Source organism: Nitrospiria bacterium, assembly GCA_035517655.1.
Classification (GTDB): domain Bacteria; phylum Nitrospirota; class Nitrospiria; order JACQBZ01; family JACQBZ01; genus JACQBZ01.
On sequence record DATIYJ010000042.1, the window covers coordinates 1 to 6,323 of the forward strand.

General features: G+C 59.1%; 8 protein-coding genes and 1 riboswitch. All 8 genes read left to right on the forward strand.

Translation table 11 applies throughout. The features are described 5' to 3' along the window. A partial coding sequence (locus tag VLY20_08190; protein ID HUK56623.1) for a cupredoxin domain-containing protein occupies positions 1-282 on the forward strand: 282 nt, incomplete at its 5' end. Between the two features lie 83 nt (positions 283-365). Beyond that, the gene (locus VLY20_08195) at positions 366-680 is read left to right on the forward strand and encodes a co-chaperone GroES (GenBank protein HUK56624.1); all 315 of its coding nucleotides are present in this window, start codon (positions 366-368) and stop codon (positions 678-680) included. Positions 681-713: 33 nt separating this feature from the next. Continuing rightward, a complete protein-coding gene (locus tag VLY20_08200; protein HUK56625.1) occupies positions 714-1,184 on the forward strand; it encodes a hypothetical protein in 471 nt (156 codons plus the stop codon). Positions 1,185-1,204: 20 nt separating this feature from the next. Beyond that, positions 1,205-1,942, forward strand: coding sequence for an ABC transporter ATP-binding protein (locus VLY20_08205; GenBank protein HUK56626.1), 738 nt, complete (start codon positions 1,205-1,207; stop codon positions 1,940-1,942). A 221-nt stretch (positions 1,943-2,163) separates the two neighbouring features. Beyond that, on the forward strand, positions 2,164-2,955 hold the full coding sequence (locus VLY20_08210; GenBank protein ID HUK56627.1) for an ABC transporter permease: 792 nt from the start codon (positions 2,164-2,166) through the stop codon (positions 2,953-2,955). 62 nt (positions 2,956-3,017) lie between these two features. Then, a complete protein-coding gene (locus tag VLY20_08215) occupies positions 3,018-3,794 on the forward strand; it encodes a hypothetical protein (GenBank protein HUK56628.1) in 777 nt (258 codons plus the stop codon). 93 nt (positions 3,795-3,887) lie between these two features. Then, a riboswitch (TPP riboswitch) is annotated at positions 3,888-3,991 on the forward strand. Between the two features lie 269 nt (positions 3,992-4,260). Continuing rightward, positions 4,261-6,216 carry a phosphomethylpyrimidine synthase ThiC gene (gene thiC / locus VLY20_08220; GenBank protein ID HUK56629.1) on the forward strand — a complete coding sequence of 652 codons (1,956 nt, stop codon included), beginning with the start codon at positions 4,261-4,263 and terminating at the stop codon, positions 6,214-6,216. A 1-nt stretch (position 6,217) separates the two neighbouring features. Further along, on the forward strand, positions 6,218-6,323 hold a 106-nt coding region (locus VLY20_08225), incomplete at its 3' end, for an FAD-dependent oxidoreductase (protein ID HUK56630.1).

The following is a 6,323-nucleotide window of genomic DNA, read 5'->3' on the forward strand; positions in this document are numbered from 1 at the left end:
TACAAACCGGACCATCTGATCGTGACGTCGGGGCATCCCGTGGAACTGACGCTGAAGAGCGTTACGATCATCGTGCCGCATAACTTTCTCATTAAGGCTCCGGAAATGGGCCTCGATGTCAAGCAGGACGTTCCGGCCGGCAAGACCGTGACGGTCCGCTTTACTCCGACGAAGGCCGGGAAGGCGGAATTTTATTGCGACAAGAAGCTGCTTTTCTTCAAGAGCCACAAGGAAAAGGGCATGGTCGGTACCCTGGAGGTCCGCGAGCCGCCGGGGAATTGATAACGTAATTTTAGGAGGGGGCGACCCGCCCGCCGGCCGGCCGGCAGGCAGGCGCGAGCCCCTACTATTATAAGGAGGTTTTGATGAAGATTCGACCGTTGCATGACTGGGCATTGATCCGACCCAAGTCGGAAAAGGAGAGAAGCGCCGGCGGGATTATCATTCCGGAGGTGGCCAAGGAAAAGCCCCAGGAAGGGGAGGTGCTGGCCATCGGAGGAGGGCATTTTAAAGAAGAGCACGACAAAAAGGGAAAGGTGATCGAGAAGAAATTTGTTCAGACGGTGGTCAAACCCGGCGATCATGTCCTCTATGAGAAGTACGGCGTTACCAAAGTGGACGTGGACGGCGAAGAGCTGGTCCTGGTCCGAGAGGAAAGCATCCTCGGCCGGTTCCAGTAGTCGCGGGGCCATCGAGATGAAGAAGGAGGTTGCTTGAAACATCGACGAGACTTTTCGGACCGGGACCGTGGGAGCCGTCGTCCACCGATGGACCGCGGGAAGTCGGAAGGCGGCGAACGGTCCGGGCCGCGTCCCTCAAAGGGCAGGTCGGGGATCGATCCCTTCGATCTTTTTTGCGCCTACCATTTGGGCATCGCGCCGGATAAATCCTACCGCCCCGCCAATATTCATGATGTGGCCCGGCGTTTCGGAGTCGACGCCGGCGTGATCCGTCAAACGCTTCAGGAATACGGAATGGACCCGGAGACGATGCTCGACACCGATTTCGATCTGACCATGGCGCAGATGGATATTCAGGTGGCGCCGCCGGGGGTGGACCGCCTTGAGCTGGCCAAGGGGATCTATGAAGCCTTCCGGAAGGCTCCTCGGAGAAAAAGAGATTGGCAGAAGATTCTTTCGGATGACGAGCGCGAGAATGCCAAGATCTTCGGTCGGAAGAAATAAGCGTTTGATCCAAAAACACCATGCCGCAAACCGTCGTAGAAGTCCGGAACCTTACCAAGCGATTTGAACGCGTCACGGCGGTAAACGAAATATCCTTTGAGATTTATCAGAGCGAGATCCTCGGGATTCTGGGGCCGAACGGCGCGGGCAAGACCACGACGATCCAGATGCTCCTGGGCGTCACCACGCCGACCGGCGGTCAGATCCGAATCTTCGGACTGGATCTGGCCCGTAACCGCGAAGAGATCCTGGGACGGGTCAATTTTTCCTCGACCTATGTTTCCCTGCCCCAATCCCTGACCGTCCGTGAAAACCTCCGGGTGTTTTCCCAACTCTATCAAGTTCGGAATTCCCGGGAGAAGATCGACCATCTCCTTTCGGTCTTCGAGATCCTGCACCTTCGGGATACCGTGACCCGGAAACTGTCCACGGGTCAGCTCACCCGCGTTTCCCTCGTCAAGGCGCTCTTGAACGATCCGAAGATTCTCTTCCTGGATGAGCCGACGGCCAGCCTGGATCCCGACATCGCGGACAAGACGCGATCCTTGCTGAAGTCCATCCGCGCCCAGTCGGGTCTGACGATTCTCTATACGTCGCATAACATGAAAGAGATGGAAGAGATGTCGGACCGCATCATCTTCCTGGACAAAGGCCGGATCATTTCGACCGGAACACCGGCCGAGATCATGAAGCGCTTCCAGGGAGAGGACCTCGAGGAAGTCTTCCTCAAGGTAGCCCGCGGGAAAGCGGGCGTGTGACAAGGTCCGAAGCGGAGGGATTCCGGAATTACCGAATGACCCGAAGCGAGAAGGTGGAGGGAATTTTCATGCGCTCGACTACGATAAAATGGGCAACTCCACAGCCGGCACGTCGTAACGGCGACCTGCCGGCATATCAGAGAAGCAATTTCAATCGATACATACGGTGGACGCCTATGAAAGGTCCCGGAACCTTTTTGCGAGGGTCTTGAGGATACAATATGAAGCTGCACCGCATCTTGGCCATCGTGAACCGCCATCTCATGCTGTACAAACGCAGCCCGCAGCGGATGATGGAGATCATCTACTGGCCGCTCCTGGACCTCTTGGTCTGGGGTTTCATCACGCTTTACCTGGCCCGTTACAAAGAAGGGCTTCCGGCCTTCGTCACCTTTTTCCTCGGCGCCCTGATTCTCTGGGATATCCTTTTCCGGGCGCAGCAGGGGATCTGCGTTTCCTTTCTCGAAGAAATATGGTCCCGGAATCTTCTCAACCTGTTCGTCAGCCCGCTCGGCACCGGCGAGTTTCTGGCCGCCACGATGCTGGTCAGCGTCATCAAAGTGATCGGGGCGGCGTTCATGACGATCCTCCTGGCCTATCTGCTCTATTCCTTCAATCTGTTCGTCATCGGACTCTCACTGGTTCCTTTCGCGCTCAATCTGGTCGTGACGGGATGGGCGATCGGGATCTTCACAACGGCGATCATTCTTCGTTTCGGCCAGGAAGCCGAGGTCCTGGCCTGGGGGCTGGCCTTTCTGTTTCAGCCCGTCTCGGCCGTCTTCTACCCGGTCTCGGTGCTGCCGCCCTTTCTTCAGGGGATCGCTCACGGCATTCCGGCCTCTCACGTGTTTGAAGGAATGCGGGCCGTGATCGAGACGAAGAATTTTCCTCTCGACGAGCTGATCTGGGCCACCGGTCTCAATGTTGTTTATCTTGCGGTGGCCATCCTGTTTTTCAACGGCATGTTCCGTGTCGTGAAGATGAAGGGCCTTCTCGTTCGCGCGGGAGAGTAAATTTTGTTTGTTACGCTCCGGTGCAATATGCTAAATTATCGGCCCAGGAAGAGGTGTGTTCAATGAGGCGAGTCCTGCTCCGAGCGGTGTTGACCGGGATTTTTTTATTCCCGGCCTTTTTGAAAATGGGCGCAGAGCCGGTTTTGGCGGCGAAGGGATGCCCCACGCCCCCGATCATCATGGTCGGCGCGAACATGAATGTGGCGGCGCACGACCCCAAGGCGCCCATCGTGCTGGCCTTAGATCGCGCGGTCGATATGATCCCTTATACCGACCCTAAAACAGGGAAGCCGTCGACGGCTCCGTACGATTTCAGGCCTTTTCTGAATGCGGTGAATATCGCCGGAGGCCGGTACAAACTCGGCCGGCTGCTCACGAGCGAAGCGGGCGTCGGCGGCACGGTGGAGTGGCGGGGCGCGCAGATGATCGTCACGCCCGAAGACCCGCTGGAGCCGGGGACCCAGTATGTGGTCTGGGTCTATAAATATATTTCCGTGGACGGCGTTCCGTGCCCCCGGCTCGGCAACCGTCTTTTTTTCCAAACGGCCGGAGAGCCCCCCAAGGACGGAAATCCCATCCGCGAAATCAACCTCAGCGCGATCTGGCGCGGCACCACCAACGGATCGCAACGGCTGACCGGTACCGTGACCGGCGTTCATCCCACCTTGAATCTCGTCTCGCTGAACACCAAGGAGCAGGGGCCGATCCAGATTATTCTGGACGAGGGCAGTATGATCATGAAAGGCGACAAGGTCCTGACCAAATCGGACTTGAAAAAGGGCGATCCGATCCGGGCCGAATTCTACGGCGAGCGGCTGACCTGGATCCTGGTGCAGTGACACCGGAAATCGATTCTCCTGGCCATGGAGTCCCCGCGGGCCCGCTTAAAATATTCGGTTGACTAAGCCCCGATCCTCATCTTATAATCCGTTCATACACGCGAGGGGTGCCCGGAAGGGCTGAGAGACCGCATCGGCGGTGACCCTTTGAACCTGCTCTGGATAATGCCAGCGAAGGGAAGCGAAATGGTTTGATTAGGCGAAACCGCACCCGGATCTGGTGCGGTTTTTTGTTTCTTAATACAGACGACAATTATAGAATGACATTCGGCGGGTGGCCGGAGGCGGGGCGCCCCGTCCGCCGCAACGGAAAGGCCAAGGGTTCTTTCGTGGGGTTCACCGAATCAGTTTTCGGAGCATGCAGAGTGAGGACGGATGGGGCTGCCGAAGGACAGGACCCGCCGATGAAACGGGATAAATCTCGTTTCTATTAGTACGCATCAACCTTAGAAAGGACGCGCCGGCCATGAAAACCAGCTTGAAGAAAGTCAACGAAGACGCCGTCAAGGCGCTTCCCGGGAACGGAAACGGTTCGGAAGAAGCGAAGCTGACCACTGCGCCGTTCCCCGCGTCGCGCAAGATTTATATCGAGGGATCCCAGCCCGGCGTTCGTGTCCCGATGCGGGAAATTCGGTTGACCCCGACCCGCGCGGCCAAGGATGGATCGGTTCAGGAAAATCCGCCCGCCGTTGTTTACGACACCTCCGGTCCCTATACCGATCCCGATGTCACGATCGATGTCCGGGCCGGTCTTCCGCCCTTGCGTCAATCCTGGATTCTGGGACGGGGAGACCTGGAACGGCTTTCCGAGGTTTCATCCGAGTACGGTCGTCGCCGCGCGGCCGATCCAAAACTGGACTCGCTGCGCTTTTCCCACATCCAAAAACCTCTGCGAGCGAGGCCCGGAAGAAACGTCTCGCAGATGCACTATGCCCGCCGAGGGATGATCACCCCGGAAATGGAGTTCATCGCGATCCGGGAGAATCTAACGCGGGAGATGATGCGGGACGGCTACCGGAGCCACGGAAAAGGCGTTGCCCTTCATCCGGGCCAGTCGTGGGGCACGAGCATTCCGGCCGCGATTACGCCCGAGTTTGTGCGCGACGAGGTCGCGCGCGGACGGGCGATCATCCCGGCGAACATCAATCATCCGGAGCTGGAGCCGATGATCATCGGCCGGAACTTCCTGGTCAAGATCAACGCGAACATCGGCAACTCGGCCGTCGCCTCTTCCATCGAAGAGGAGGTCGAAAAGATGATCTGGGCCACCCGCTGGGGCACCGACACCGTGATGGATCTCTCCACCGGAAAGAACATTCACGAGACCCGCGAGTGGATCCTCCGCAACTCGCCCGTGCCGATCGGAACCGTGCCGATCTACCAGGCGCTGGAGAAGGTGGACGGCCGGGCGGAGGAACTGACCTGGGAGATCTTCCGCGACACCTTGATCGAGCAGGCCGAGCAGGGCGTGGACTATTTCACGATCCATGCCGGCGTGCTGCTGCGTTACGTTCCGCTCACGGCCAAGCGGCTGACCGGCATCGTCTCGCGCGGCGGATCGATCATGGCGAAATGGTGTCTCGCCCATCATCGGGAGAATTTCCTCTACACGCGTTTTGAAGAAATCTGCGAGATCATGAAGGCCTACGATGTTTCGTTCAGCCTCGGCGACGGGCTCCGGCCCGGCTCGGTGGCCGACGCCAACGACGAAGCGCAATTCGGGGAACTCGAGACCTTGGGCGAGCTGACGCAGATCGCCTGGAAACACGAGGTCCAGACGATGATCGAGGGCCCCGGCCACGTCCCGATGCATCTGATCCAGGTCAATATGGAAAAGCAGCTCAAGGAATGTCGGGAGGCGCCGTTCTATACGCTCGGCCCGCTCACGACCGACATCGCACCGGGCTATGACCACATCACCTCCGGAATCGGCGCCGCGATGATCGGGTGGTTCGGCTGCGCGATGCTCTGCTACGTCACGCCGAAAGAGCATTTGGGCCTTCCGAACAAGGAAGACGTGAAGGAAGGCGTGATCACCTACAAGATCGCAGCCCACGCGGCCGACCTTGCCAAGGGTCACCCCGGGGCGCAAGACCGCGACAACGCGCTGTCGCGCGCGCGCTTTGATTTTCGCTGGGAGGACCAGTTCAACCTCTCGCTCGATCCGGACACGGCCTGCTCGTTCCACGATCAGACCCTGCCCAAGGAGGCTCACAAGGTCGCGCACTTCTGCTCCATGTGCGGACCGAAGTTCTGCTCGATGAAGATCTCGCACGAGCTGCGCGATGAGGCACGACAGCGTGAGCAGGGGCTGCACGAGATGGCGGTGAAGTTTCGCGAATCGGGCGGGGAGATCTACGTCGCGGCCGGCGCCAGTACCGAGAATGGCGCCGGCGCCGGGAGCGCTCGCGCGGGCGGCTGAGATGCGCGTGACCGTCATCGGCGCGGGGGTTGCGGGACTTGCCTGCGCGGTCGAGCTCGCCGAGCGCGGCGCGCAGGTCGAGGTCCTCGAGCGTGCGGAGCGACTGG

What these genes read in the sequence shown, in the direction of transcription:
- VLY20_08215 (HUK56628.1), top strand. Translation starts at nt 3,018, where the DNA reads ATGAGGCGAGTCCTGCTCCGAGCGGTGTTGACCGGGATTTTTTTATTC.
- thiC (HUK56629.1), top strand. Translation starts at nt 4,261, where the DNA reads ATGAAAACCAGCTTGAAGAAAGTCAACGAAGACGCCGTCAAGGCGCTT.
- VLY20_08210 (HUK56627.1), top strand. Translation starts at nt 2,164, where the DNA reads ATGAAGCTGCACCGCATCTTGGCCATCGTGAACCGCCATCTCATGCTG.
- VLY20_08205 (HUK56626.1), top strand. Translation starts at nt 1,205, where the DNA reads ATGCCGCAAACCGTCGTAGAAGTCCGGAACCTTACCAAGCGATTTGAA.
- VLY20_08195 (HUK56624.1), top strand. Translation starts at nt 366, where the DNA reads ATGAAGATTCGACCGTTGCATGACTGGGCATTGATCCGACCCAAGTCG.